The following is a 26187-nucleotide window of genomic DNA, read 5'->3' as shown; positions in this document are numbered from 1 at the left end:
TTAGAGGTGATGATTGTCAATGGCCTCAAACATTCCACCAAAGGTTGCTCCTCGGGTTCTGGCAAGAAAGTCGTGGGGGAAGCCCAATTGAATCTGACTCGCTTCATCTAAGCTCTTGAGATGTGCGTCTGCTAATTCAAAATCGAGACAGGCTAAGTTGTCCTTGACTTGCGACAACTTTCGGCCACCAATGATTGGAATGATCTTTTTTTGCCTCACCCAATTGAGGGCTACTTGAGCAGGGCTTTTGCCAATCTCTTGCGCTACTTGTTGTACAGCGGCGGCAATACCCAAGTTTCTTTCGCTTAGCTCAGTGAACTGAGCTTGCTCCAATCGCTTTGATTCTGAGGAACTACCTGTTGATGCATTCTGTGTTGATGCATTCTGGTTGTACTTACCGGTTAGCAGGCCACTGGCTAAAGGTGACCAAGCAGTGACACCGAGGCCGAGCGCACGGGCCATTGGCAGCAATTCTCGCTCTGAGGTTCTTTCAATCAAGTTGTACTCAATTTGTAAGCCAATGAACGATGTCCAGCCTCGCAATTGTGCCAGCATATTGGCCTGCGAAATGATCCAAGCCGGTGCATCTGAGACACCGATATATAAAACCTTGCCAGCACGGACCAAATCGTCAAAGGCTCGCATGACTTCTTCTACAGGGGTGGTGAAATCCCACGCATGTAGCCACAGCAAATCAATATAGTCGGTGTTCAATCGCTTCAGGCTACGCTCGACCGATTGCACCATGCTCTTGCGATGGTTGCCAGCGCGATTGGGATCTTTTGTAGGTGGGCTATCGGTGTATTTGGTAGCGAGTACCACGCGCTCTCGATCCGCAGCAATGAATTCGCCCAGATATTTCTCGCTGCTACCGCCCGTGTAAATCTCATTAGCTGTATCAATGAAATTGCCTCCCGCTTCTATAAAGGCATCGAAGATTTTTCGACTTTCTTCGCGGGATGCTCCCCAGTCAACTTCTTCGCCAAAGGTCATAGTACCCAGGCAGATTTCAGAAATGCGTAAGCCGCTTTTGCCCAATAGTTTGTAACGCATGCTGTTCTCCAAATGGATTGAAGGATTTACTGAAGTGATCCAATCAACATTAGATCAATCAACCCGCAGCATAGCCGCCATCAATTGTGATTGACTGGCCTGTAACCCAGGCAGCCGCATCAGAACAAAGGTAAATAACCGTTCCAGCCACTTCTTCTGGCGTGCCAACTCGTCCCATTGGGTGCATGGCATTGAGTGTTGCCATCGCTTCTTGGCTACCACCAAAGCTGCGGTCTAGAGTGCCGGTACCACCAATCGCGCCTGGGCAGACTGCATTTACCCGAATACCCGATTTAGCATACTCCAAGGCAATGCATTTGGTTAATCCCAAAACGGCATGTTTGCTGGCGCTGTAAATGGGAATGGTGGCGAAACCGACAACACCGCTAATCGAAGATGTATTGACGATGGCGCCACCGCGCTCAAGCATTCGAGGAATTTGATACTTCATGCTTAACCAGACACCCTTGACATTGATATCCATGATTTGAGCGAATTCCTCTTCGCTTTGCTCAGTGAGCGGTTTGGGTGTTTGTTCAATGCCTGCATTGTTAAAGGCACAATCGAGGCGGCCAAAAGTTTGAATGGTCTGCTCAACTAGGGCCTTCACTTCTGCTTCCTGGGTTACGTCAGTTTTGATAAACAACCCCTGACTACCTGCCGCTTGAACCAGTTGGACTGTTTCTTGCCCTTCATCGGTTCGACGGCTGGCCACTACCACTTTGGCTCCCTCACGGGCAAAGGCCACTGCGGTCGAGCGACCAATACCAGAACTGCTGCCAGTAACAAGTGCAACTTTGCCATCAAATAAGGCCATGAGAATCTCCCTGTTGCATCTCTTGTAGACACAAATTTGACTCGAGTATTGATTGATTAGGTGTGTAAGCTACTCAGCCAAAAGCTTGAGCCTCCGCATGTGCTAAGCGCCCAGGAATCGGCTTTAATGGGTAAACAGACCAGAAAAAAGCGTCAGCGGCGTGTTGGTCGCCCACGAAGTTGGTCGCCTCAACAATGCGACCACCCTGCATGCGAAACAGTAGGCAAAAGGGGATGTCGAGCTTAGCCTCGCCCATAGCGCCATAGCCCCGATGGCAATCAATCACATAATTGTCATTGCCACCCAGATAGATGAGGTCGGCCTTGAAATTGGCTTTATCCAGTTGCTCAAAGAAGGCGAATACTTCGTTGGGTCCTCGCTTGGAACCAGCTAGTGGATGATGTCCTGGTATGTGCCAAACAATGTTAGGTGCGAAAATTTGACGCACGGTTGCCAAGTCACCCCTGCCGTAGGCTGCATAGTAACGCTTGATAGTGGCAACATTGGGGTGATCTGAGGAACTGGTCTGGGCTAAAGCTTTTTGCCCTAGTAAATCTTGGCTGCCTAAAAGAAATGAGAAGCCCGCAACCGCTCCTAAATTCAAAAAGTCTTTTCGAGTGGATTGGCTGGATAGAGTTTTCTTCATGACAGTCTTCACATCCGTAGTCAGCGGGCAAGAGTCAGCGAACAAGAATTAGCGAGCGAGGTGGCCACCCGTCACATCTAGATCCATGCCTGTCATAGAGGTGGCTTCATCGGAGGCGAGAAACATCACAGCCCGTGCCATTTCTTCCGTTGTCATAATTCGCTTCGTTACCATTGTCTTGACTGCCTCTTCGTAATTGCTTCTGAAGAAAGAAACAGACTCCCGTAACTGTGGCGTATCAACCGCCAGAGGTGAAATTGAATTGACGCGGATATTGTGATCTGCATTCTCGATTGCTGCAATCTTAGTCATGCCCACAATGCCGTGCTTGCTGGCAGCATAGTGAGTCATTCTGGGAAAACCAGCATGGCCAGAGACGGAAGCCATGTTGATAATGGCACCGCCTCCTTGACGACGCATGTATGGGATTTCATATTTCATTGAGAGAAATTCGCCGACCGTGTTAGTTCTTATAATGTCCAAAAAATTATCGAGTGGGATATCTTGCAGTTCGGCAGGGGTCATAAAAATGCCTGCATTGTTGAAAGCAATATCGAGCCGTCCGTATCGCTGAACGCAATTATCCACGAAGGCTTTGACATCGTTTTCAACCCGAACATCAGCTCGCTGGTAAGTGGCTTTGCCGCCTGTTTCTCGAATACTGCGAGCGATCTGTTCTCCCAGCGCCTCCCGACGACCGCAAAAGTGAACGCTAGCTCCTTCTTTGGCAAAAGCTCGGGCAGTCGCTTCACCAATCCCTGAGGTTGCGCCGGTAATCAGTACAACTTTGCCAGCAAACTTACCATTGGGATTCGCTCTGCCCACCTCAGGAGTGACAGGCTTTTGGGTGTTTGCTTGTACGGTCTCGGCCACGATTCCTGTGGCAAGTCCAGCTATTCCTAAACCACTGGTCAATAGAATTCGACGACGAGAAAGTCTTTGGCTGGGCTTTCGACTGCTGTTTGTAGCCTGTTGGTCGTTGTCGTTGGTGTTGCTCATGGTTATTTCAAACTTGCCTCAAGAAACTATGGTTTAAATCTTGCACTGCGTCAATTCGGCTGGTAATTCTGCCTGAGTTTCGCAGCAACTACAGTGATTTGTCTCTGTAACCCCATATCTGTAGCTTTTGAAAACTGCAATGCTCCCGATCAAGTTTAGAAGCCAGGACCATAGAGTCTCCTTCTTGAATAGTTGAAATCTCAAATTGAGCGAGTTTTGTCAATCCTAAACTGAAAGAAATCTTGCCATTTCTTCATGAGATGCTCAGCAGTAAATAGGCCAGCGCCACTACTTTCTACAGGACTTAGCTTGCTTTGTCTTGAACGTTCTTGCTATTCTGACTTGCCGTTCTGAGAACGGTAGCGCCCTGGCGTCACCTGCATCAGTCGCTTGAAATGCCGCGTGAAGTGGCTTTGATCTGCGAATCCCGTTTCAATTGAGACCTGACGAATCGACAATCCCTGAGAAAGCAACCTCTTGGCACGGGCAATGCGAACCTGAGTTTGATATTGATGGGGAGGTAGCCCTATCTCGCTACAAAACACACGATGCAAATGATAAGGGCTGAGGTTAACTACCTGAGCTAATTGCTCAAGACTGACATTTTGGGCCAGGTTATCTTCTAGATATTCACGAGCTTGTCGTACGCAATTCTGCTCTCGTCCCACACTTCTTTCTGAGGCTTTCGCATCTGCATATTGCGTAGTTAACTGCGTGAGTACGTGCAGAAGCAGAGATTCCTGCTCTAGCTTAGAAGTAGAAGTCTCAACCGCTAGATGAAAGTCTAGAAAAAGCCTGGCAAGTGATCGGTCAAGAATGATTGGGTTTGCGAAAAAAGGCAGACTTGTTTGATGTCCGGCAATTTCTGCCGCAATCGTTTCTAGTAAAGCAACACTCGCATACAACGTACGAAATGTGGCACAATTTTGCCGATCTTCAACATCACGGGCGGAATGTACTTCTCCTGGGTGAATGATGCTGAGGCTACTTACTGGCACTGCATAATAAGTGCCGCGGTAGTAGTATTCACCTGGGAAATCAAGGCTGAGGCAAAACTGATACTCCGCATGAGAGTGCTTGGGTAGCGACTCTGCTGGACCTGGCGCGTAGCGGTATAGCTCCAGCAGAACATCCTGGAAGGACCACACTTTGATCGTGTGTTGTTTTTTCTCTGGTGCTAGCGACACACAATTCCCCGTTGTCCCCGCCAATGCCTGCTCTATTCTCCTTAGTAGCGCTCTAGTAGCAGCTTGACCTCTTCAGGAAGTTCCAGTCCTTTGAGAGCTTGCCACTCCGCTTGACGCACCGCTAGATAAGCTTGAGCCAAGCCGGGCTCCAGGGCACCCTGCAACACTTCGTCCTGGCGCAGATGCTCAATGGCTTCTCCCAAATTGGTTGGTAGAGGAGCAATCTGCTGGGCCTGACGCTGTTCTGGCGATAGATGGCCTGGATCAACGGTGACTGGCTCACCAGGGTTTAAGTTGCGACGAATGCCATCTAAGCCTGCTGCGATTACTGCTCCCAAGGCCAGGTATGGATTAGCAGTAGCATCTGCGGTTTTGAGTTCAAAGTGGGTCGAGCCAGAACCGCCTGGACCACCGGGAACCCGCACTGCTGCCTCCCGATTGTCTAAGCCCCAGCAACAAAAAGCGCCGCTCCAGAAATGCGGTCGAATGCGGCGATAGGAATTTGGGCTGGGCGTTGTCAGGGCCATCAGGGCTGGCAAGTGCTGCAAAATACCTGCGATAAAGGCCCGCGCAACTGCCGATAAACCGCCTACACTGCCTGGGCTCGGCAACAAGTTCTGCCCGTTCCGCCACAAACTCAGATGCAAGTGACAACCACTCCCGGCTTTGTCGGCAAAGATCTTAGGTAAAAACGAAGCTCTGAGGTTATGGCGCAGCGCAACCGCCCGTACTGTCTCGCGGAAAGCTATCTGCTGGTCGGCAGCTTGCAGGGCGTGGCTGTAGAGGATTGAAATCTCCTGCTGACCCGGTCCAGACTCCGGATAATACTGCTCCACCTGCATACCCTGTGCCAGGAGAGCTTCAGTAATGTCGTCAATCACTGGCTGATGCAGGTCCATTGCCAATGTGGAAGCAAACACTGTCTCGTCAGCTGGCAGCGGCCCGTCTGAATTGGATTTCAGCAGATAAAACTCGTTCTCAAACGCCGCCATCACCTGAAAGCCGCCCTGCTGCTCTGCCTCAGCTATCATGCGTTTGAGAAAGTGGCGGGGGCACAGCGACCAGGGCCGCTGATCCTTGACCATGTCACCAAAGACACGAGCATGGCTAGGGGCGTAAGGCAAGGGCATAAGGGTCTCCCAGTCGGGCACCAGCTGCACCTCACCGACTGGTCCCAAGCCACTGCCTGATACCACTGCATCGTAAAGAGCAGGCAGCGCTTGCTGAGCGACTGAAATACTGACTCCGTCTGGATGACGTGACAAAGCGCCGATGTGAATTGCCTTAGCGCGAATAATATTGGCGTTGTCGCACCAAAGCACCCGGATAAACCGCGTATTGGCCTTACCCAAAGCTTCCAGGACGTCGCTGACCATGCCTTCTCCAACTGGCAATCTCTCAGAAAATTGCCCGGTTTGTGCTGTTGTTGTGGGTTCAAGCGGCTGTTTGAGCTGTTGTTTGAACCGGCGCGCCGATCCTACGGTCTTTAGCCCTAGATAACTGTATCTACCTGGTCTATTTACCGTTTTTGCTGACTTGCTGCTCAAAAATCCCCCTGCTGGGAGAGGTTTTGCTTTTGGGGATTTTAATAAGCTGTGGTCCTCTTTCTGCGCCTGGCTCGAAGGTTCGATGTCTCTTGTCGTCGCTAGGGATCGGTGAATGGAAGGTCAGCAACCTCGAAACTTAAATAGGCCAGCAACGTCTACACCAGCACGGAGTCAGAACGGCTTTATGAATACCTTCTTTTCTGGTGCCTCGATGATTCTGTCCATTCTGGCGTTAATGGGCAGTGGCTTTACGCTCTATCAAGTTTTTGATCTGCGTCAGTCCATCGACAGCCTTGAAGATTCTGTGAGTCGCGCTGCTGTAGCTCCTGCCCCAGTTGCGGTCAGCCCAACCACTGTCAGCAGCGAGCCCACTAACTCAACTGCCAGTAGTGATCCTGCGACAGACCAGTCCAGTGCAGAGGGGACAGCGACCCCAGGCGCAGCTAGCACAGCAATCCAGCCAGGGCAATTTGTGCAATCGGCATTTGGCACTAAGGCAAGGGTAGAACTGCTTTCGGCCAAGCGCATTAAGGATCCAGCAAGCGGAAATCGGGATGTGGTGAATGTGCAGATGCGCATTCGCCGCGAGGCAGAAGACGTTGTTGGCAGTGACATGCTGAACGTAGGTAGCACCAAAGCCGTTAACCCTGGGACCAGCGAAACCTACGACCCTGTTGACTTTCTCAAACGCTCAACTGGGCCCGTCAGTTTATTTAGCATGCGTCAGGGTGCATCGGCGGACGCCTACGTTTGGCTAAGAATCCCCGAAGGGGTAAGCCAGATTGACCTGTTTGTGCCGCAAACCGGAGCCTTCAAGGCTGTGCCAATCTCAGAGTAGAACCGTTTTCCAGTCGTACGTTTAGCTTGCCAGCTGTACGCTTACCCGGTTATACGCTTGCCAGTCATCGCTTGACATTCATTGTCTAAACCTCGGCCATCAGCCCCTTCCCTCAGTCTTGATGACTTTCAAGAGCAGAGTTGAAGGGGCTGTTTCCGTATCTAGTGCTCAGAATCCAGCGCTTAGGTGTGTCCCAGCTCTCCTGGAACCTTCTGGCTGCTCAATTGCTAGCCGCCGATCTGCACCATTGTGCGGCTGTAGTTGGTATCTGTACCCCGGTCGCGGGCTTTGAAATTAATCTCGGGCTTAAGCCGTAGCAGTTCGGCAACGGCGGAGCGAACTTCCGTTAGATCTTGCTCCTTACGCAGAGCCTGCCGCAGGTCAAGTTGGCCTGTTTCGTTGAGCAAACAAGGGCGCAGCCAGCCGTCTGCAGATAGCCGCATGCGGTTGCAGCGGTCGCAAAAACACTCGGACATCTGACTGATAAAGCCTAGGGTGCCTTGAGCACCTGGAATCTGGAAAATATCAGCTGGCCCATTACCTCGCACCGCTGACTCGATCAAACCCCAGCGTTCCCGGATACGTTGCCGCAAGGTTTCTGAGTCAACCCAGCCTTTGTGCTCAAACAACTCGGCATTGCCAATGGGCATGAACTCAATAAAGCGCACATGCCAATCACGCTCCAGGGTCAAGGCGGCTAGGTCGAGGACCTCAGTGTCATTGACACCAGGAATCACGACCACGTTGAGCTTGAGCGGATTGAACCCAGCTGCATGGGCGGCCAAAATGCCTTGCCAGACGCGCTGCCAGTGATTGCGTCCGGTGATCTGACGAAAAACTTCAGGGTCTAGAGAGTCGAGGCTAATGTTGATCCGGCGTAAACCAGCTTCATATAGACCAGGAGCCAAGTCTGCGAGCAGATAAGCATTGGTAGTCATCGACAAATCGCTTAAACCCGGCAGATGCGCGATTTGTTGAATCAGATCGACAACCCCTGGACGAATTAGGGGTTCGCCCCCTGTTAGCCGAAACTTGGTAAACCCTAGGGGTATAAACACGTCCCGTAACAGGGTTAATAGCTCTGCATCGGTGAGCAGATCCTGGCGCTGAACGAACTCCAGGTCCTGACCCTCTGGCATGCAGTAGGTGCAGCGGAAGTTGCAGCGGTCAATCAGGCTGACACGAAGATAGTCGACTGGATTCATGACGCCCTGGCTTGGTGCTGCCTGGATTGGCTGCCTTCATTGTAGGGTTGCGACCACTGCCTACACCTAAGCGTCAAAGGTAGCCAGTCCAATTTCAGACGGGGAGGCATTTAGCAGTTCTGCCAAGTTGGCGCGTAGGGGCCAGGTTGTATCTCAATGATTGGCTGAGTCTGACTCCATCAGAGCCCGCAGCTTGCTACAAAATGCGGAATCTTCCAGGGGAGGCAGGGCATCCGTTAGCTCTAGAGGGGTTTCGGGCATAGACCCAGGTTCGGTTGCAGCTAACTCAGTTGACGCTAACCCAGGCGTTTGGTTCTCGTGCTTCAGCAGCAAAGCAGTGCTTGAGGTCTCAGCCCCGTTCAAGCTCTCTGGGCTCAGGCTCTCTGAGTTTAAGTGCTCTAGGTTCAATTGCTGTGAGTTTAAGTGCTCCGGGTTTAGGTGCTCTGGGCTCAAGCTCTCCTGGCTTAATCTGTCTGCGGGGCGCTGGAGTTGGGTGAGCCCTTCACAAACCAAGCGGTCAAACTCATGGCTGAAGTGGGTCCGAGGCTGGCCGCGACGTTGCCAAACTTCCAGGATAAGCTCCACCGACAATGCCTTGTAGCGCCCTCGATAAAGCGCTTCAATTACCGCCAGACGCAGCCAATTCTGGGGGAACGCTACGGCCCACTCCTCAACTAGGTCAGTGCACCGGCGGCCTCCCAAGTCAAAGCTGTAGTGCTCGAGCAGGGCAATCGCCGTTTCCATTCACTTAAGGAGCCTCCCGCTCCACGCCACCGCTGACTGGAGTGACGCCAGTTGCTGAGAAGCGTTCTGTCGGTCCGGTCCAATTAAAGTCACTAATCCGCAGACCCAACGAGCCAATCGCCCGCTCGGGGTTGTACTGCAGCACAATACCGTAGGTTCGGCGGTCGTAGCGCAGCACAAAGTTTGCGTCGACGATCTCACCTGTGTCAAGGTTGATGCTGCCTTGGACTCCAATACGGAAAGGACCATAAATCTGCTGGAGAAATCCTGCCGAGAGCACCTGAACATCTTCGATACGGTCAAATCGGAAGGGGGACCGACCCGTTCTTAAACCTTGGCTATAGGACAGGTTGAAGCTGGTGTAGTCAAAGAACCGTCTGGAGAAGCGCCCTACAGCTCCTACTACCCCAATCGTGCCCGAGAGCAAGCCTTGGTCATCCCCATTGCTGTAGAGCGAATATTGACCAGAAATGCCAGCAAAGATCCCTAAAAAGGGCACTACAGGTTCCGCTGTGTAGCGCAAGCCTGCATTACGCTGTGCGGGCAGAGGGGTCCCCTGCCAGAGGGGGAAGTAGCGGCTGAGAGCTGAGGCCACCTGATAGCGCCCTAGAGTCAGGTTCTCGTCTTCGTTGCGGTCGCTTTCGGCTTCAATCAGCTGGGCGCTGCCCTGGTAGGTGAGTTGGTAGCCATTCCCGAACTGAATCACTGGCGAGGTCAAGACACCGCCAAAGCTATTGCGTACTGTCTGGCGGCCTAACGAGCCGTTAAATAAACGGTTGCGATAGGCATACTGCACCGAGAGCGTATGGGTGCCAACCAGCCTGCGATAGCGCAGATTCGCGCGCACTTGGTCTTCGAGATCGCCTAAGTCAAGACCAGTTAATGCCGCCGAACCCTCTAAAACCTGGCCCGGACCCAAAGCCACATTCAGTCCAGTTTCCAACGCAAATAGGCTATCCGGTGAAAAGCCATTCTCCACGGCACGCTGAAGAGTTAACTGCGGCGTGATCGTGACATTGGTGGTGGGTGTGTTGACCAAGTCAAGATTGCGTTCGAGATACAAACCGCCTCGGTCATCCCCGTCAAAGGCGATCCCGATGGGCGTTTCATCCCGCTGCTGGCGTCGGCTGATGCGTCGCCGCGTCTCTGGTAGCGGCACCACTGTCCTCTGGTCTAGCACCAGAGTACTGCGGGTGGTGGTAATTTCCTCTTCGCCAGTAGCTAGGCGGGTTGATTGAGCACTCTCAGCCCGCAGTTCGAGTTCGGGTGGGGAGTAGGGGTCATTGGTGATGCGTATGTTGCGAGCAACCCAGCCATCGCGGTTGAACTCGATGCGTTCGGCCTCGTAGCGCAGGCGACGAACCGAGCCCTGCCGCCGAAAAGGCTGGGAGCCAATACCCAACTGCGTCTCTATGCCGCCTGCGGACTGCACCTGCAACTGCTCAGGGCCACCGCTGATTGGAACCCCTGAACCCGGTGTGCCTGGCCGCACATCTGAGGCTAGGGGCGGTGAGAAAGGCTGATTGGCATTGCCTGGATTGATCTCGCCCCGGGCGTCTAGAAAAACCCCTTGCTCCAATGCGAAGTTATACTCCAGCCGTTCGCCAGAGCTGATTTGATTGCCTCGCGTCAGTTTGACATTGCCTTCTGCCACACCAACCCGAGTCAGTAGGTTAACCCGCAGACGGTCTGCTGTTAGAACCGAGTCTTGATAGCGCATCTCCACATTGCCTGTGGCTGTGAAAATGCGGCGTTGGTCGTCGTATTCCTGACGGTCTGACCTCAGCTCGACTCTGGAACCAGCCCCAGGTCCGCCCAGAGGCAGCACAGTAGGAGACTCTCTAGGTTCCAAGTCTGAGGCTGGCCGTGCAGCTGGTGCGGGCGTGGGCAGCGGCGATTCAGGGGTTAATGGCTGTGGTGACAGCTGTGATGGCTGCGATGGGAGAGACTGTGACGGAGCCGGCGCACCAGGTTGAGCTGTTCCTGTCGCAGGTCTCGGCTGATAGGTTTCAGGTCCTGTTTCATATCCTGGCTCAAGCGCTTCAGGCTGAGGAGAGACCGGCTCGATTTGACCCAGTAAGGGTGCCGCGCTCGTGCTAGGAACTGTTGGCCCGAGAACTGATGGTCGGATCGGTTGTGGCGGTGAAGTTGCCCGACCTGCTGGATTAGAAGGCAGAACAGAGGACCGATTAGCAGAAAGCCCAGAAGGGCTGGTCGGTAGTGGAGCAGGCGAGCGGGAAAAGGCGGTTGCAGCTGCCTGAGGCTCTTGACTTGCTGGAGCAGGCTCAAATGCAAAGCCTGGACTAGCTTGACCGGCACTAGGCAGCGGCACTTGCTGAACGATAGGAGGGGGAGCAGGTGGTAGGACCAGAGGTGGCATGGAGAAAACTATCCGAGCTGTTGGACGCGCCCCATCACCCTGTCCTGACTTCCCCCCAATCGTGATGTTCCTTCAGCAGCTCTATTCCAGGTCGCGGCGCTTGGGATTACGGGCAGGGTCGTTAGACAGGAAGCCGAAGACAAACAGGGACGCGAAGAAGATAACAACTGCATATACAACGATTTTGAGGGTCAGCATGGATTATTCTCCGAAAGAATAGCAGGATGTGCGTGCCAGGCGCCTGTAGAGCAGAGGGAGCGCTTTGCCCAGCTGCCCTAAATGAGACCCGGTACAAAGTCCTTAACATCTTATCGGAAAACGATCCAATTCCCTGAAGACAGCAGCCTGAACTGCATTCGTACCATAGAAGCTGGCCTGTTCAGGTGTGTCTCCCTTGCAAACTCCTTATTGTCCGCCCCCTTTTGAGCCCCCTCTAATGCTGCGCGAGGGTTTGGCGATGACGGTCTACACAGCAACCTGGGGACCCAAACATTGGCAGCAGACAGTCAGCTTGCCTGAACCTGATTTTCGGCCGCTGGTCGTTGAAGGGGCCGGTGGGGTTCCGTTGGCTGCTCAGCTTGCCACCCCTGCTACGTCTAAGGGCACCAAGGGTATCAAGGGCACAATCATTGCTACTTACGGCATTACTGGCAGCCTGGAAGACGCCTGGTTGTTGCAAGTGCTAAGGCGCAAGGCGATAGCTCAGGGTTATGCAGTAGTGCTGTTTGACTGGCGGGCTCACGGCAAAACGGCTGAACTCTCAGCCACTCTGACTTCCGATGGGTTGAATGAAGGCGAGGATTTCGTCTGTCTAGCGCGGCGAGCCAAGCAACTTGGTTGTCCTGCCCCGTTTTTCCTAGCAGGTTTCTCTTTGGGGGGCCAGTTAGCGCTGTGGGGACTGAAAGCGGCTCAGGCTAGTGGCAACGCTGAGATTGCTGGAGCTGTAGTGATTTGCCCGAGTTTGGAGTCGAACCGTTCGCTGGTGTATCTGGAGCGGTCGCCTCTGGGCCGCTACTTGGAACAGGCAATTGCCGCAGAACTGAAGCGTTTAGCTTGGCACCTGCACGCTTTGCATCCGGGCAAGTTTGATGCGCGGGCGATCGAGCGGGCTAACACAATTCGTGGCTTTGACCGAGAGCTGGTGATTTCTCGCTTGGGCTTTTCGACTGTAGAGGACTATTACAAGGCCACCAGCCCGCTCTATTTGTTGCCGAGTTTAGACTTACCCGCTCTCATTCTTTATGCCAGTGACGATCCGATGTTTGATCCCACCCTGGTACCGGAACTAAAAGCTGCTTCTGCTCAGAATCCTGCCTTAGATTTGGTGCTTACCCCCTACGGTGGCCATGTTGGTTACCTCAGCAGTCGGCGGGGCATGACTGCTTGTGGCGATCCTGACCCCTGGTGGGCCTGGAACCGAGCCCTGGAATGGCTCGATCGGTTTTAGTTGAATATTTGTGCAATGGTGCTCGAAAAAAATGAAGCTCGGGTCAGTATGTTCATGACGAGACTGACGCTTCATCCAAGAGGGCTTAATGATGACCTTGCACAAGTGGCCTGGAACAGGGTGTTTAGAGTTGACAGGCTCGCTTGTGCTGGGGTTGGGTTTGCTTTGGGGTAATCCAGCTCTGGCCCAAATTGCTGCTGATCAATCTGCGGGCACCGTCGTCAATGCCAATACTGTGATCAATGGTCGTGCTGGCACTCGCATCGATGGGGGCACCATTCGCGGCGGCAATCTTTTGCACAGTTTTGATCAGTTCAATCTTGGGCGAAGTGAGAGAGCTTACTTTAGCAATCCTGCCGATATTACTAACATTGTGAGCCGGGTTACTGGCAGTAGTGCCTCTAGTATCCAGGGCACATTAGGCGTCTTGGGAAACGCAAACTTATTCTTGATTAATCCTAATGGCATCGTCTTTGGGGCAGGTGCCAGCCTAGATGTGAAAGGTTCTTTTGTCGCGACCACGGCCAATGCAATTCAGTTGAACAATGGTGATATTCTCGGCACCAATCTAACAACCCCTCTGCCGAATAACGTCCTTAACGTCAATCCTTCTGCTTTTCTGTTTAATCAAGTTCCAGCTAGACCGATTCAGGTGTTAGGCGGTGGAACTCAGCTTGCTGTTCCTACTGGCCGTAGTCTTGTCTTCGTTGGTGGCGACTTAGATATACGGCGAGCAACTTTAGTGGCTCCAGAAGGGCGTGTGGAATTGGGAACAGTTGCAGGTGAGGGAGCTGTTAACCTTGACGCTAGTGATCAAAACAATCTCAGACTGAGTTTTTCAGATGATCTAGCCCGCGGGAATATCCTGCTGAGCCAAGACAATTCTAGTAGTCGAACTGCTGTTGACGTCACTGGAACGGTTGGTGGCAGCATCACGATTTACACCCGCAACCTTGATATTTCCCTCGGCACTCGTTTACTTGCAGGAATTAGCCGAGGTCAAGACAGTAGAGGCCGTCCATCTGGCGATATTGTGATTGATGCGACGGGAGCGGTAACTCTGGTCGGCATACTAGATCGTAATGATGATCTGGGTATCAATAACAATGTCTTTGCTAATGCTAGAGGCAATGCTGGTAATGTTTATATCCAGGCTAATTCGCTGTCCTTGACCAACAACGCTCAACTGACAGCCAACACTCAAGGAATCGGCAATGCTGGCAATCTCTTTATTCAAGTTGACGGGGCGCTAACCCTCGCCAACCGTACCAGCAGAATCAGCAGCAGAGTGCAACGGGACGGTGGTAATGGCAAAGGTGGCAATATTCAAATTCAGGCAGGCTCAATTTCGGTTACGGGTGGGGCGCAAATCAATACTGAGCTGGAAGCAAGGTCTACTGGAAGTGCAGGCAGGATTGAAATTGACACAGGAGTCCTCTCGATCAGTGATGTCGGTCGCCTGACAAGCAGAACCCGAAGTCGAGGCGATGCTGGTGAGATTGTGGTGCGTGTTAATGGCCCAATCAACTTGGTTAGAGGTGGCAGAATCATCAGCGATATTTCTAGAGGAGCGACTGGCAATGGTGGCAACATCGTAATCGAAGCACAATCTCTATCCCTGTCGGAGGGTGGTTTTATAGAAGCCTCAACGGCCTCAGCAGGGCGAGCTGGCGACATCAAAATCCGGGCCAGAGATTTCGTTAATCTAGACGGAGTTTTGAATTCAGAAAATATCCTTGATCTAGAAACTAGTCGAATTTTTGCGGGCACTCAAACTTCAGATGAAACAGTAACTTCTGATAGTCGTGGAGCTGATATTCGCATCACAACCGGACGCTTACGCTTGGCTAATGGAGCCGTTGTGAATGCTCAAAGCCGAAGTCGCTTTAGTGGTGGCAGTATTGCTGTTAATGCGAATAATCTGGAAATTACAAATGGCGGGCAAATCCTGACGACAGCGTTTAGTAGTGGCGCTGCGGGCAATATCAGTGTCGAGGTTGCTGGCCAAGCGACTCTCTCCGGCAGTGATTCAACTTACTTCAATCGGCTTGCTAGGGCGATTGGGGAAGAAGGCTCAGGACGCCCAAACAGAAGACTGATTCGCGATCTGATTTTTAGTGATGGTTCAACCAGTGGCCTACTCGCTCGGGCTCAAGGCACAGGAGCAGGCGGTGACTTAACCATCCATGCTGGCCAATTAGTGGTCCGAGACGGGGCTATCCTCACTACCCAAAGTCAGGGTTCAGGAGAAGCAGGCGACATTCGCGTTGATGCCGACACTTTAGCTGTGGTTCGGGGCGGTCAGTTACTGGCTACCGCTTTAAGCGGTGGGAGTGCAGGTAATGTCACACTCAACATCGCTCAGGCCATTGCCCTAGCCGGTCGCGACCCTACATACAGAACTCGTCGTGGCAATGCTCAGTCTTTAGTGAACCAAAGGCTTTTACCATCCATCGATCAGGCTTTCTTCAATCAGGGCGATGCGAGCGGTGTCTTGGCACAAGCCTTAGGAGCAGGGCAAGGCGGTAACATCACTCTGCAAACCCCCTCACTCTCCTTGAGGGATAGGGCGCAGCTATCCGCCGCAACTTCTGGTCCAGGTAAGGCCGGTAACATCTCCGTGCGGGGTGCAAACTCCGTTGTCCTCAATAACGGTTCTATTTCTACGGCTGTGCGAGCCGGGGCTGCTGGTCAAGGTGGCAACATCAACCTTCAGACTCGATCGCTCTCGCTAACTGGCAATGCTCAACTATCTGCCGAAACTTCAGGCAGCGGTAGGGCAGGCAGTATTTCTGTGCGAGGGGCTCGTCTCATTGCCCTGAGCCAAGGTAGCTTGATCACCACAGCTGTAAAGGCTAGGGCGGGAGCCCCCTCCTCTCAGTTAAATGAGGGCACACAAGGTGGAGCTATTAATCTGCGCACCGGTTCACTGCGGCTGGATAGTAGCGCTGAAATTTCTGCACGTAGCGAGCGACCAGGCAGTAACGCCGGCAACATCACAATCAACGCCAGTGGGGCTTTGCAATCAAACAATAGTAGTATCAGCACCGCTGCAAATCAGGCTACGGGAGGCAGCATTGCGATCAACGCTCGCACTATTCGCTTAGAAGGCAACAGTGACATCACCACTCGTGTTGCCAGGGGAATCGGTAATGGCGGCAATATTTTCTTGAGGGCTGATACCATCTTTGCCTTTGCTGACAGTGACATTATTGCCTCAGCAGCGCAAGGTAAGGGCGGCGATATCACTCTGGATACACCCGTCTTCTTCGGCTTTCGCTATCAACCTCGCACTATCAACTCCTCGGGCGCCAGCCTTGATGGCAACGGTCGAGTAGATATCAATGCCAGCGGTCAGCTTAGCAATGGCAGTGTGCAAGTACCCGATGTCACACTTTTGCAAAATAGCTTGACGCTGCTGCCTGCCAATCTACTGGACACTAGCGCTTTGATCTCAAGTAGCTGCATTGCCCGTCGTCAGCAGGAAGGGGGTAGCTTTCTGGTCACAGGGGCAGGAGGTTTACCGGCTGGTCCCAAGAATCCCAACGCTTCTCCCTTCCCAACAGGAACTGTGCGCTCAATTCCAGAGGCTGTTGTTGAGGAGGATGTTGCTGGGTTGAATCAATCTTGGCAGTCAGGAGATCCTTTAGAGGAACCCGATGGAGCCTACCGTTTGGCTGATGGCCGGATTATGCTGAGCCGAGCCTGCAGCGAATGAGGGAAGACTGACACTCTAAGCGGCTGTCAAATTAGCGCCTGATCACTCAACATTAGGTGAGTGCGCTAGCTCCGTCCATTTAGTGCTTGCTTGGGAAGACCATGCCCCTGCCGTCTCTTGTTCTCGCTTCTGCCTCCCCTGCTCGTCGCCGTCTTTTGCAAAGTGCTGGTTTGGATCCCACCGTTCGCCAGAGCGACTTTGATGAATCGCAAGTGCAAATCAGCGATCCGGCGCAATTGGTACAAACGTTGGCTCAGCGCAAGGCAGAAACGGTTGCGCCCCAATTTAGCAATGCCCTGGTTCTAGGCTGTGATTCGGTTCTAGCCATTAACGACGAAATCCACGGTAAGCCCGCTGATCCCGCAGAAGCTGTTGCCCGTTGGCAGCAGATGCGCGGAGCGGTTGGTGATCTCTACACGGGCCATGCTCTGATCGACACGGCACAGCTCAAAACTCTGGTCCGCTGTCAAGTAACCCGGGTTCATTTTGCTCAGGTCACCGATGCCCAAATTCAGGCTTATGTGGCCACTGGGGAGCCGCTCAACTGTGCGGGCTGCTTTGCCCTCGAAGGCAAAGGTGGCCTATTTGTCGAAAAATTAGAAGGTTGCCACACTAACGTGATCGGCCTCAGCCTGCCCCTGCTGCGCCAGATGTTTGCTGACCTAGGCTATGACATCACCGACTTCTGGTCGTGAAGTTGAAGCCTGAAAAATGCTCGGAACGCATTAAAAAACACCCCCGAAGGGGTGTCTACCACGTCAGATGGAGAAGCAAACTCAGAAGCCTTATTTGGCTTAGCTCATAGCCGCATGGCTACGGTCGTAGGTTGCTCGGAAGCTGGGGTGAACTTTACCTTGGATGTGGTTCCAGAATTGGGTCACATCAGCTGCTAAACCGACTTCCGCTGCCGAGCGACTCAGCAAGGATTGTTCGCGATTCTTGATCGATCGATGGTGGCCCATCATCAATAAGCGCGCTTCTTCATGAGCGGAACGGACAGCCATGGCAGGGACAGACATGGACAGTGCCGGAGTGGGTTCAGCCTGGGGAGCAACCTGACGTGCTACAGGCGCAACGGGAGCCACAACTTCAGGTGCCAAAGGTGTTACTGGACCTGTGCGATAAGCAACACCGCGATACTTCAGGTCTAGGGTGGCTTGTTGCACAAAGGGATGTCTCAGGTTGCGGAACCGCCAGTCTAAACCTCGGTACTTACCCTGAGTCCCTTCACCCATGGGCTCTACAGCAGGAGGAGTGTAGTCGTGACTGACACCGCGATACGTTAATTTCATGGTCTTCGCCTCTTGAAAACGTTGTAGTGATGTGAGGCGCGTTCCTTCGGGATATCTCCCTACTTCCGTCTCCCTGAAGCACCCAGTCAGAGCACTGGAGGGGATGAACGAATTCGTTTCTGTATCCTATTTTACGGTTTGGCCCTTCCTAGGTCAAATTAAGAGTCATGAAGCCCTGACTATTTATATTGAGAAGTTGGGCTGACCGTCGTTAGGCTAGTAAGTTGCTTGCAAACGGCTCGACAAGTACTCCCCAGCTTGAATCGGGGGATGTAGAGCTGGGCGGTCTGAATTTTGGCAACTGGGCAGACAAGTAACTACCGTGTCGGTGTTGGGATGACAAAAAAAGGCTACCGAGTAGCGGGAGCGCAAGGCGCTAGGACCAGCAGGGCTAACCACTCGATGCTTGGTCGAGACAAAGACATCGTTGGTCCAGCGTTGCATCAAATCGCCTGTGTTTACAACGATGGTGTCGGGGATGTATGGCGCCCGTATCCATTCTCCCCAAGTTGTGCACACTTCTAGCCCGCCAACTTCATCTTGAAACAGAAGGGTAATGCTGCCGTAGTCAGAGTGAACTCCAGCCCGAATTTGCTCTGTATCTGCTGCCACTGCTGATGCAGGATAGTGCAGTAAGCGCAGCGTGTTATCGCCTGGATTGTGTTTATCGTCGAAGAAGGTTTCCGGCAAATCCAGTGCAGTGGCAAAGGCTCTTAGGATCTCCAATGACGCCTGCGTACAAGTTTGATAAAACTCCAGAACTGTCTCACGAAAATCGGGTAATTCCGAGGGCCATTGATTAGTGATGAGTGCCTGAGAATGCTCAGCAATCTGGGCAGAATCGAGCTCTATACCAACATTAAATGCTTCCTTCAAATCAGTAGAACCGCCCGGATCTAACTGCTCTCGGCCAAAGCCAACATAGCCCCGATTGCCTACCTCGCTTGACCAAGCAATCTGCTGTTTGGCTGAGGTTTCCAAGTCAAAAAAATATTTAGCTTGGGCAAATAACTCCTCGATTAAAGGCTTTGGTACACTGTGGTTCTTAAGATAGATAAAACCAATGTCATGACAGGCTCGATAAAACTCAGCCACAATAGCCTGCCGCTCGGTAGTATTGCCGTTTGTAAATAGTCTGAAATCAATCAGGGGGATCAAGTTAGCAGTGTTTGGCATGTGCAAAAATGTAACTTCAGCTACAAACTAGGTTAAAGCCTCTTCGTAAGTTTGTAGGTGCCAGCAACCTTCAAAGCAGAGTTCTACCATGCCTGAGCCGAGAGTTGCAACGTCAGTGTCAGAGCTTAGAAAAACTCCAGCAAAGAACATGGGCAGTCGTGGGCTAAGCTCATCCCAAATTATTGATGTACTGGCACCAGTAGGTGTAGGGATAGTTGCGCTGCTGTTATGGGACATCGGTGTGCGCTTCAGCCAGGTTCCGCCTTACATTTTGCCAGGGCCTTTAGCGGTTATTAGAGCTTTAATCAGCGATTGGAATGTACTTTTCTCTTCTTTGCTAATTACCTTTAGGATCACAGTATTTGCCTTTATTGCGGCTGTTGTCTCAGGGGTTCTAATTGCAATTCTATTTACTCAAAATAAATGGATCGAGCGCAGCTTATTCCCCTACGCGGTCATCCTTCAGACCACACCCATTGTTGCCATTGCCCCACTGATTGTGATTTGGTTTCGTGATAATACCGAAGCTGCTTTAGTCACCTGTGCCTGGCTAGTTGCTTTATTTCCAATTGTTGCAAATACAACTTTAGGCCTTAACAGCACCGATCATAATCTGCGCAATTTGTTTCAACTCTATCGAGCGTCCCGCTGGCAAACTCTACTGCGGTTACGCTTGCCGAGTGCCATGCCCTACTTCCTAGGCGGCTTACGCATCAGCGGCGGACTGGCCCTGATCGGCGCAGTTGTGGCCGAATTTGTTGCAGGTACGGGAGGCTCGAAGGCAGGGATCGCGTACCAAATTCTTCAAGCCAGCTACAACTTGCAAATCCCCCGCATGTTTGCGGCCTTAGTGCTGACCACAGGGCTAGGAGTTCTGATTTTTATTGTGCTCTCGCTCGTTTCAGACTTTGCGCTTCGAAACTGGCATGAAAGCGCAGTTAAACAAGAAAATTAGGTGTTCGAATCCAATGGACTCATCTCTGCGTACGCTTGGTGTTCCTCCTAATGCCTGGTCTGTGGATGCGCTCAGTGCTGATCTCACTAGGCCCGCTCTCGAACCACGACCGCTCACGCTAGCGACTGCCACTAAAACAGTCCGTTTAGACCTAGCTAAAGCGGCGATTCTCGTCATTGATATGCAGAACGACTTCTGCACTCTAGGTGGCTGGCTTGACCACATTGGCGTTGATGTGACTCCGGCCCGTGAGCCTATCGGTCCGCTGAAAACTCTGCTGCCTGTATTGCGAACGGCTCAAGTTCCGATTATCTGGGTTAACTGGGGCAACCGACCTGATCTGCTAAATATCAGTGCTGGGCTGCGTCATGTCTATAAGCCAACCGGCGAAGGGGTTGGTTTAGGCGATCCATTGCCTAGCAATAATTCTCCGGTTCTAACCGTCGGTAGTTGGGCGGCAGCGGTAGTGGACGAACTAGCACCTGATCCCAGCGATATTCGCGTGGACAAATATCGGATGAGCGGCTTCTGGGATACGCCTCTTGATAGTATTCTGCGTAACCTAGGCCGGACTACGCTGTTTTTTGCAGGAGTTAACGCTGACCAGTGCGTAATGGCAACTCTGCAAGATGCTAATTTTCTTGGCTACGACTGCTTGCTACTTAGCGATTGCACAGCAACAACTTCGCCAGAGTTCTGTATGCAAGCAACGCTCTATAACGTGAAGCAGTGCTTCGGTTTTGTGACTGACTCCTGCGAGATTCTGGCTGCACTTACCTCTGTGGAAGGCAAATCCTAATGGTTCCTCAATGTGTCATTCCAACTGTAAAGTCTCCTGAGTCTTATCAAGCCTTTCGAATCAGTCCACACGATACCAATCGTCTGGCGATCGTCTTTGATCCCATGACCGATAATGTGTCGTTTACCTGCTGCGTCGAGATTTACGATATTGGTGGCCGAACACCTCCTAATCGACACCAGTATGCCGTTGAAATGTTCTTCATCCTTAAAGGTGAAGGGCTAGCGATGTGTGATGGCAAAGTGATGCCGATTCGCGCTGGCGATAGTGTGCTTGTGCCCCCAACTGGCACTCACATTATTGAAAATACTGGCTCAGATCGTTTGTATGCGCTCTGCACAATGGTTCCCAACGAGGATTTTGCAGAGCTGATTCGGGGTGGCACACCGGTGGAACTGGATGAAGAAGATCTATTGGTTCTGAGACGATAAGCTCACTGGCCTAACAGGTTTAATAGTCTCCTGAGTGTTGCTTGCAATACCATGCCCCCAAGCAACCCAGCTTATCCTGCATCCAAATCTTGACTTATCAGGTGTATGGCGACGACCTCAGAACAACAGCCAGCCGAGCACTCCTTGGCTGGCGAAGATTATCCCTTGAGTGCGGTACCTCCAGAAGCTCGAAAATCAATCTGGTCTCTCGCACCCTTACTGATGGGGTTCACTCTTTACTCAGGTACGCTTTTTGCCGGTGGCCTAGTCGGACCCGAGTTTCGATTTTGGCCCGATCTCATCAGCTTAATTGTCATTGGAAATCTGATCCTGGGTGGCTACTCCTCAGCCCTGGGCTACATTGCCGCCCGGACAGGGTTGAGCACGGTGTTAATGGCTCGCTTTAGTTTTGGCAGCTATGGTTCGCGCTGGGTCGATTTCCTCTTAGGCTTTACCCAGATTGGTTGGTACGCCTGGGGTTCTGCCTTGATTGCTGATTTGCTCAACAAGCTGGCGGGAGTACCCACTTCGTTCAATTGGCTAACCATTCTGTTTTTTACTTATTTCTTTTGCTCAACGGCTTACATTGGCTATCGAGCCATGGATTGGCTCAGCCGCATTGCTGTGCCTGCAATGTTGATCCTGATGATTTGGAGCCTATCAATTGCCTCTGCAGAAGTCGGTGGCTTTGAGGGATTGCAGGCCATTATTCCCAAGGGCGAAATGGGGACCGGTGCAGCCCTGACAATCATTGTCGGCACCTTTATCTCGGGAGGAACTCAGGCGACCAACTGGAGCCGCTTCGCCAATTCGGGTCGCACGGCGGCGGTCAGCACTCTCAGCGCCTTCTTTTTTGCTAATGGCTTTTTGATCTTTACTGGTGCCTTTTGCGCTCTCGTCTACTCGGGAGTATCAGAAGTTGCAGACAGCTCAGATATTGTGCAGGTAATGGCCTACCAAGGTCTCCTCTTCTGGGGTTTGGTTCTACTGTTTTTGAACATGTGGACGACTCAGGACAACACCATCTATGCCTTCTCGGTTGCCGGTGCTCACATGTTCCGTACCAACAAGCGCACGGCTTTCGTGTTGGGCGGCGCAACTATGGCTTTAGTGCTGGCTTGGGGGGGCATTTACAAGCTTCTGGTGCCCTATCTCATCCTGCTCGGCACCTTTATTCCACCTATTGGTGGCGTGATTATGGCCGACTACTGGCTACGGCACAAAGGACAATTTCCCGCCCTTGATGAGCCGCAACCTGCCTTCAACTGGGCAGGAATCATTGCCTACATTGTCGCCTCGGCCATCGCTTATTATGCACCTGGCATCAAACCGATCAACGGTATTGTTGCTGCGGTGGTGCTCTACTTTATTCTGTCAAAGCTGATGCTCCCGGCCTCGTCTAAAGCCTCAGCTGATTAATTTGGCCCGAATAGTTCGGGCTGCTTAACCTGGCTGGGTTAACTCGGTGGCATAGCTAATGCCGACCTGAGGAATACAGGAAGCATTAAAACAGCTAGAAGTACAGCTAGAAATTGGGTTAGCCCTACGCTTGGGCTGATCCAATGGTGCTGTGAAAGTCCTCCTGGATCTTCTGGGTTAAGCGGCGGGAGATGCGCTTGACCACTTGATAGAGCACCTGATTGCCGGTGCGCTCAATCAAGTTGCCCGGCATAGCTTGGACGAAGCGCGGCAACTGGACCGTCACCCCTAGGTCAAGCTGCCACTCAATGCAGGTGAGGCAGTCTGTACTGTCGGGCTGGATTTGAAAGCAAGACTTGAAATCGACTTCGTAACCCTGATCAACGAGTTCACCGCTCTCGCAACCCGTATGGTGACAGCCAGTTAAAGGGACCGAGAGGATTCGGTAGAGACCATTAACTTCAGGCAACAGCTCCAAACCTACCTTCGGCTCTAACTCGTAGCCAAGAGCTCCGATCCGCCCAATGCTGACACAGTAGGCGTTTGCACTCATCCGCTCGGTAGCGAGCGGCTTAGCACAACGCTGGAACCAGTCACCGTGGGCACTCAGATAGGAGGCCACCGTTCTCGGGTCCGAGCGCAGCTTCATGGAGCCGGTACTGCAATTGAAAAATCGGGAGGGCGTGACAGGGCTTAGTTCAGCAGCAGGGTTAGCAACCACGTTGACTCTCGTCCAGAGTTAGTGAAGTGGACCTTGCGACAGGGATTTCAGTTAACTTCATCTTCAACTAAGTTAATCTATCTTCTACCAGATCTGGCCCGGTAGGTTCCCCCTGGCATTCTATTCTTAGAGTTCCCAACTGGCTGGGTGCAGCTGACACCCTTTGCTATCCCTTGTTTATTGGAGCCAATTCTGTCTTAATATTGCCATCGGAGCGAAGCCGAGGACCCGCTACAGCCTTGCTTTTCTTCATAGTTCTTAGTAATGAAACCGCCCCAATAAGTTGCGCAGGTAAACCTCCAATGCCTCTCGTTGGTAGAGCTCCTGAACTGTTTGGTCCGATATGCTTAGGCGCCAGCCTCGCCAGACTGAGCCCTTCCGACTTCGGGCAAATCCGTAGCGGCCCATCATGCTTCTCAGAGACTCTGGTGGCTTGTCCATCTCAGCAGAACCATCAGCGTTTGGGTGACGATTAAGCGGGTGATGGGACTCGAACCCACGACATTCAGCTTGGGAAGCTGACGTTCTACCACTGAACTACACCCGCACTGAGCCACCGCCCGACGCGTCTCCGTAAGATAGCACAGGCAACTTAAGCCTGTCAGTCGAGGACTTCCAGCCCGATGACAGTAGAACTACAAAAGTGAGGGGTGTAGGTGTGGCCCAGCCAAGTGCTATGCTGAAGAAGACCTGGACCCACGCGATTTCAACGCCCAAACCGTGTCAGGACCGGAAGGTAGCAGCACTACGGGATGCTTGGAATAGGCGTGGTCTCCGGGTCACTCTTTTTTTAGCCGCGTTGTCAGGTCTCCTGAGGGGTCCGTAGGTCTCTGCCCGGACCTTCCTAGAACCTGAGAGGCGTGCAGGTTTTCCGGCCCAAGCTTATGCTGGAGAAAGCTCTTCAACTCCAACTGCTATGGGTTTCGGTGACATTTTACAGAAGGCCCTCTATCTGGGAGTCGGTTTAGCCTCAGTCGCCAGTGAGACGGCAACAACGAAGCTAGCAGACCTGCGCGTCCAGGCGAAAAAGGTGACCGATGATCTCGTTGCTCGTGGTGAGATTACTACCGAGCAAGCACAGAAGTTGATTGACGAGTTGATCCAGCAAGCGCAGGACGCTCCCACCCGAAACTCTGACCCTAATCCTCAAACCGGCCCCCGTCGTATTGAGATTTTAGAAGATGAGCCTGAGCCCAAGGGTAGCGATGTTGGCGACTTACGGGATCAGGTTTTGAACCTACAGGCTGAACTTCAACGCTTGCGGCGTGAGAGTTAGGGTCTGTTATGGTTATGAGCTAGGGTCTAGGGGCTTGTAATTTGAGCGATGTCTGTTGGCCTGAAGATTCGACTGCCAGGCCAAATGCGCTGCCATTGGTTCATGCTCATCGTGGCTCCCCGATAACCTTGACGCGTGGAGTTGTGCACGATCGTGTTGGCATTCAGCACAATCCCTGTATGCCCTCTACCAATGACAATGTCTCCAGCTTGAGCCTCAGTTGCTTGGATTGAGCGGGCTCCCTGTTGCATCAGCAGGTGGGCTAAGTGCGGCACATAGCGAGTTGGGCTTTGCCCCTGGAAAGCCAGAGTGGGTAAGCCCATACGTCGTCTGACCTCCTGCACTAAGTCAACACAACCGAATCGGTTGAAGCGTTGGCCGACTACGCTTTGAATTGCTTCTAAGACGCGAGGGCTGAGCTCGCGGGCCGAACTATTCATCGCCAGGGTAACCGGAACAGGAGGCCTTTTGATTTGGACCGAGATTTCGGCCGAACCTGTTGAGGCGAGACCTGGTACTGTTCCCCGGTTTAGGTGAGCCGCTAAGTTGTGCCGAGTTCTGACCTGACGCTGGGCTGAGCTATCTCCGCTAACAGCTCGGTTGAGCAACCCTGTTAGCCGTTGCTGTTCGGCCACCAACCGTTCTGGAGTGGTAACTGCTAGCGATTCAGCAGGGGTATCGCTTGCCTTGGAGGGCTGCTTTTGTGCGATGAGAAGCTTTAGGGCTTGGCCTAGCCGTTGGCGCTCAACCGCGATCAATTCTGGACCTGCTAGCCCTAAAGGTATCTGCTCACTTGCCGCTGCACTTGGTTGCGGAGGGGCTGGTGTGATGGGGAGCGGTGCAACTAGATCTGATTTAGGAGCAATAAATATCGGTGCATTCGCTATCTCCACTGCTGAAGGGACTGGAGACTCTGGAACAGTACGTGTGGAAAGATCGGACGGCTCTGAATTGGAAATTAGGATGCGCGTTGGAGATTCGGGTGTATTAACCGTCTCTGCGGGGGGAGCTAAAATAATCGGATCTAGGGCAGGGGGTAGATCAGCCGGGGTCGGCTCTGTAAAACTATTAAGGGTTGCATCTGCAAAGACCGGACCCGTCTGCATCAAAACTGTACCCAAACCCGCACTTAGACACAGGTGATGTGTCCACTTGGTCATGACCTGACTTCCTTGCCTTCTCACGTGTCGCCAAACTACTCATCTCGATTGCCCAGTTTGCCTAGCTAAGACAATCACACCCCTTGTATTGATCAACACGCCACACTAAGGCGTAGCTTGCATAGACTCAATGAACTGACAGTATCTACATTCCAGAATCTACCCATCAGGATGGTTGACAATTCCGGATGCCTTTGAGTAATTCCTTTAAGCATTAACAGTCAGGATTTTCTGAACTGTTAAAACTCCAGCTTTAGGCCGCTAATGTCAGGGTTCTGGTGCTTAATTCAGGTCTGTCTGACCCGTCCAGTTCGAAATAGCTTTACAATCCTGTGGAAAACGTAAAGACAATGCTCGGCTCTTTTATGCCTGCTTGT

23 protein-coding genes, 1 tRNA gene, 1 other RNA gene and 1 riboswitch are annotated in these 26187 nt (G+C 52.4%); of the genes, 10 read left to right on the top strand and 15 right to left on the bottom strand.

Going from position 1 to position 26187, the window contains the following annotated elements:
* The 6 genes from H6F94_RS22065 to H6F94_RS22040 all read right to left on the bottom strand — a co-directional run bounded on the left by H6F94_RS22065 (position 1) and on the right by H6F94_RS22040 (position 6078).
* On the bottom strand, positions 1-1053 hold the full coding sequence (locus H6F94_RS22065; protein WP_190804389.1) for an aldo/keto reductase: 1053 nt from the start codon (positions 1051-1053) through the stop codon (positions 1-3).
* A gap of 58 nt (positions 1054-1111) precedes the next feature.
* Positions 1112-1870, bottom strand: a complete 759-nt coding sequence (locus H6F94_RS22060; protein ID WP_190804388.1) for an SDR family oxidoreductase — start codon at positions 1868-1870, stop codon at positions 1112-1114.
* A 73-nt stretch (positions 1871-1943) separates the two neighbouring features.
* Positions 1944-2516 carry a nuclear transport factor 2 family protein gene (locus tag H6F94_RS22055; protein ID WP_190804387.1) on the bottom strand — a complete coding sequence of 191 codons (573 nt, stop codon included), beginning with the start codon at positions 2514-2516 and terminating at the stop codon, positions 1944-1946.
* A 48-nt stretch (positions 2517-2564) separates the two neighbouring features.
* Positions 2565-3515, bottom strand: coding sequence for an SDR family NAD(P)-dependent oxidoreductase (locus H6F94_RS22050; protein WP_190804386.1), 951 nt, complete (start codon positions 3513-3515; stop codon positions 2565-2567).
* A gap of 332 nt (positions 3516-3847) precedes the next feature.
* Complete coding sequence (locus H6F94_RS22045) at positions 3848-4702, bottom strand: AraC family transcriptional regulator (protein WP_190804385.1); 855 nt, start codon at positions 4700-4702, stop codon at positions 3848-3850.
* 41 nt (positions 4703-4743) lie between these two features.
* Positions 4744-6078 (bottom strand): glutamine synthetase family protein, encoded by a 1335-nt coding sequence (locus H6F94_RS22040; RefSeq protein ID WP_190804384.1) that lies wholly within the window; start codon positions 6076-6078, stop codon positions 4744-4746.
* Positions 6079-6433: 355 nt separating this feature from the next.
* Between H6F94_RS22040 and H6F94_RS22035 the strand changes: the two genes are divergently transcribed.
* Positions 6434-7087, top strand: a complete 654-nt coding sequence (locus tag H6F94_RS22035; protein WP_190804383.1) for a hypothetical protein — start codon at positions 6434-6436, stop codon at positions 7085-7087.
* 227 nt (positions 7088-7314) lie between these two features.
* Here H6F94_RS22035 and moaA read toward each other — a convergent pair whose 3' ends face one another.
* The 4 genes from moaA to H6F94_RS22015 form a co-directional block, all read right to left on the bottom strand.
* Positions 7315-8292 (bottom strand): GTP 3',8-cyclase MoaA, encoded by a 978-nt coding sequence (moaA, locus tag H6F94_RS22030; RefSeq protein ID WP_190804382.1) that lies wholly within the window; start codon positions 8290-8292, stop codon positions 7315-7317.
* Positions 8293-8445: 153 nt separating this feature from the next.
* Positions 8446-9036: a hypothetical protein gene (locus H6F94_RS22025; RefSeq protein WP_190804381.1), complete on the bottom strand. Its 591-nt coding sequence runs from the start codon at positions 9034-9036 to the stop codon at positions 8446-8448.
* A gap of 4 nt (positions 9037-9040) precedes the next feature.
* Positions 9041-11416 carry a DUF3769 domain-containing protein gene (locus H6F94_RS22020; protein WP_190804380.1) on the bottom strand — a complete coding sequence of 792 codons (2376 nt, stop codon included), beginning with the start codon at positions 11414-11416 and terminating at the stop codon, positions 9041-9043.
* Between the two features lie 81 nt (positions 11417-11497).
* Positions 11498-11614 carry a photosystem II reaction center protein I gene (locus tag H6F94_RS22015; RefSeq protein WP_190804379.1) on the bottom strand — a complete coding sequence of 39 codons (117 nt, stop codon included), beginning with the start codon at positions 11612-11614 and terminating at the stop codon, positions 11498-11500.
* Between the two features lie 238 nt (positions 11615-11852).
* On the opposite strand from H6F94_RS22015, the gene H6F94_RS22010 reads away from it, so the two are divergent.
* The 3 genes from H6F94_RS22010 to H6F94_RS22000 all read left to right on the top strand — a co-directional run bounded on the left by H6F94_RS22010 (position 11853) and on the right by H6F94_RS22000 (position 17276).
* On the top strand, positions 11853-12863 hold the full coding sequence (locus H6F94_RS22010; protein WP_190804378.1) for a YheT family hydrolase: 1011 nt from the start codon (positions 11853-11855) through the stop codon (positions 12861-12863).
* Positions 12864-12993: 130 nt separating this feature from the next.
* Entirely contained in the window at positions 12994-16581 is a 3588-nt protein-coding gene (locus H6F94_RS22005) for a two-partner secretion domain-containing protein (RefSeq protein ID WP_190804377.1), read from the top strand.
* Between the two features lie 101 nt (positions 16582-16682).
* On the top strand, positions 16683-17276 hold the full coding sequence (locus H6F94_RS22000) for a Maf family protein (RefSeq protein ID WP_190804376.1): 594 nt from the start codon (positions 16683-16685) through the stop codon (positions 17274-17276).
* A gap of 99 nt (positions 17277-17375) precedes the next feature.
* Here the strand turns inward: H6F94_RS22000 and gifA are convergent, their stop codons facing one another.
* Entirely contained in the window at positions 17376-17873 is a 498-nt protein-coding gene (gifA, locus tag H6F94_RS21995) for a glutamine synthetase inactivation factor IF7A (RefSeq protein WP_190804375.1), read from the bottom strand.
* 35 nt (positions 17874-17908) lie between these two features.
* A riboswitch (Glutamine riboswitch) is annotated at positions 17909-17985 on the bottom strand.
* A gap of 104 nt (positions 17986-18089) precedes the next feature.
* The gene (locus H6F94_RS21990) at positions 18090-19049 is read right to left on the bottom strand and encodes an isopenicillin N synthase family dioxygenase (protein WP_190804374.1); all 960 of its coding nucleotides are present in this window, start codon (positions 19047-19049) and stop codon (positions 18090-18092) included.
* A gap of 88 nt (positions 19050-19137) precedes the next feature.
* On the opposite strand from H6F94_RS21990, the gene H6F94_RS21985 reads away from it, so the two are divergent.
* The 4 genes from H6F94_RS21985 (at position 19138) to codB (ending at position 22653) form a co-directional block, all read left to right on the top strand.
* The gene (locus H6F94_RS21985) at positions 19138-20004 is read left to right on the top strand and encodes an ABC transporter permease (RefSeq protein ID WP_242041328.1); all 867 of its coding nucleotides are present in this window, start codon (positions 19138-19140) and stop codon (positions 20002-20004) included.
* 13 nt (positions 20005-20017) lie between these two features.
* Complete coding sequence (locus H6F94_RS21980) at positions 20018-20803, top strand: cysteine hydrolase family protein (RefSeq protein ID WP_190804373.1); 786 nt, start codon at positions 20018-20020, stop codon at positions 20801-20803.
* Positions 20803-21234, top strand: coding sequence for a cupin domain-containing protein (locus H6F94_RS21975; RefSeq protein WP_190804372.1), 432 nt, complete (start codon positions 20803-20805; stop codon positions 21232-21234). The genes H6F94_RS21980 and H6F94_RS21975 overlap by 1 nt, the downstream gene beginning before the upstream one ends.
* Positions 21235-21339: 105 nt before the next feature.
* Positions 21340-22653, top strand: coding sequence for a cytosine permease (gene codB, locus H6F94_RS21970; protein ID WP_190804371.1), 1314 nt, complete (start codon positions 21340-21342; stop codon positions 22651-22653).
* 124 nt (positions 22654-22777) lie between these two features.
* Here the strand turns inward: codB and H6F94_RS21965 are convergent, their stop codons facing one another.
* The gene (locus H6F94_RS21965) at positions 22778-23302 is read right to left on the bottom strand and encodes a DUF1997 domain-containing protein (RefSeq protein ID WP_190804370.1); all 525 of its coding nucleotides are present in this window, start codon (positions 23300-23302) and stop codon (positions 22778-22780) included.
* 547 nt (positions 23303-23849) lie between these two features.
* A tRNA-Gly gene (locus tag H6F94_RS21960) sits at positions 23850-23921 on the bottom strand.
* A gap of 140 nt (positions 23922-24061) precedes the next feature.
* Between H6F94_RS21960 and ffs the strand changes: the two genes are divergently transcribed.
* Both ffs and H6F94_RS21950 read left to right on the top strand, forming a co-directional pair.
* Positions 24062-24158, top strand: an RNA gene (gene ffs, locus H6F94_RS21955) — signal recognition particle sRNA small type.
* A 132-nt stretch (positions 24159-24290) separates the two neighbouring features.
* Positions 24291-24650 carry a phasin family protein gene (locus tag H6F94_RS21950; protein WP_190804369.1) on the top strand — a complete coding sequence of 120 codons (360 nt, stop codon included), beginning with the start codon at positions 24291-24293 and terminating at the stop codon, positions 24648-24650.
* A gap of 26 nt (positions 24651-24676) precedes the next feature.
* On the opposite strand, the gene H6F94_RS21945 is transcribed toward H6F94_RS21950, so the two are convergent.
* A complete protein-coding gene (locus H6F94_RS21945) occupies positions 24677-25810 on the bottom strand; it encodes an NlpC/P60 family protein (protein ID WP_190804368.1) in 1134 nt (377 codons plus the stop codon).
* Between the last annotated feature and the right edge of the window lie 377 nt (positions 25811-26187).

This window comes from Leptolyngbya sp. FACHB-261 (assembly GCF_014696065.1).
Lineage (GTDB): Bacteria > Cyanobacteriota > Cyanobacteriia > FACHB-261 > FACHB-261 > FACHB-261.
The sequence above is the reverse complement of the archived record's forward strand: the minus strand, read 5'-3'. Positions and strand labels throughout refer to the sequence as shown.